Origin of the sequence: Microbacterium sp. CPCC 204701 (assembly GCF_004010105.1) — a bacterium.
In the GTDB taxonomy this organism is placed as follows: Bacteria; Actinomycetota; Actinomycetes; order Actinomycetales; family Microbacteriaceae; genus Microbacterium.
In genome coordinates this window covers 1-1,170 of record NZ_RRYE01000608.1, presented here as the reverse complement: position 1 = coordinate 1,170, position 1,170 = coordinate 1, and the positions used below count along the sequence as shown (strand labels likewise).

Below are 1,170 nucleotides of genomic sequence, written 5' to 3'. Positions count from 1 at the left end.
GGCGGCCCTGCGGGCACCGGGGCCGACGACCGCCTGAGGGATCGCGATCCCTCAGCGGCGGGCGAGCGCCTCGTCGATCATCGCGACGACGTTCTCGGTGCCGGAGCGGGTGCCGACGGATGCCGCGGCCTCGGTCATCCGCGCGCGCTCGCTGTCGTCGGCCAGGAGCGGCACGACCTGGGAGCGCACGCGAGCACCTGTGAACTCGGCATCCGGGATGATGACCGCCGCTCGTGCGCGCACCGCCGACGCGGCGTTGAGCGCCTGCTCGCCGTTTCCCACCGCATACGGCACGTACACGGCGGGGATGCCGAGCGCGCTGATCTCGCTCACCGTCGCGGCGCCCGCGCGCGAGACGATGACGTCCGCCAGCGCGAAAGCGAGGTCCATGCGGTCGAGGTAGCGCCGGACGGCATAGCCCTCGGCGCCGGGGTCGGCGAGCTCCGAGCGCTCGCCCGTGGCGTGCAGCAGCTGCCATCCGGCGGCCAGCACATCGCGCCAGGCGGCGTCGTGTCCCTCGCCGAACGCCTCGTTCAGCCGTCGGGCACCCAATGACCCGCCGAAGACGAGGAGGACGGGGCGGGACGAATCGAGACCGAAATGCTCGGCGGCCTCGGCGCGGAGCGCTTCGCGGTCGAGTGTCACGATCTCGCGGCGCAGCGGCATCCCCACGACCCGCGATCGCTTGAGCGGAGTGCCCTCGAAGGCGACGCCGACAGCGGCCGCCCGACGGGCGCCCAGGATGTTCGCCAGCCCGGGGCGGGCGTTGGCCTCGTGGACGACGACCGGGATCCGCTCGCGGCGCGCGGCGACATACGCGGGCGCCGAAGCGTACCCGCCGAAGCCGACCACGACGTCGACGCCACGCGACGCGATGTGGGCACGCACCTGTCCGATCGCGCGGCGGAGCTGCCCGGGGAACGCCACGGCGGCGCGGCTCGGGCGCCGCGGGAAAGGCACCTTGTCGACGATCAGCAGCTCGTACCCGCGCTCGGGGACGAGCCGGGACTCCAGGCCTTCGCGGGTGCCGAGCACGAGCACGTGCACGTCGGGGTCGCGGTCGCGCAGCGCGTCGGCGACGGCGAGGAGCGGGTTGACGTGGCCGGCGGTGCCACCGCCGGCGAGGAGGTACGTCGTCACTCCCCGAGCCTACCCGGACGTCGGGTCGCG

General features: G+C 74.4%; 1 protein-coding gene. It reads right to left on the bottom strand.

The window, feature by feature from the left end; translation table 11 throughout:
• Nucleotides 1-51 precede the first annotated feature (51 nt).
• Entirely contained in the window at nt 52-1,140 is a 1,089-nt protein-coding gene (locus EIO58_RS18280; RefSeq protein ID WP_127820592.1) for a UDP-N-acetylglucosamine--N-acetylmuramyl-(pentapeptide) pyrophosphoryl-undecaprenol N-acetylglucosamine transferase, read from the bottom strand.
• Nucleotides 1,141-1,170 lie beyond the last annotated feature (30 nt).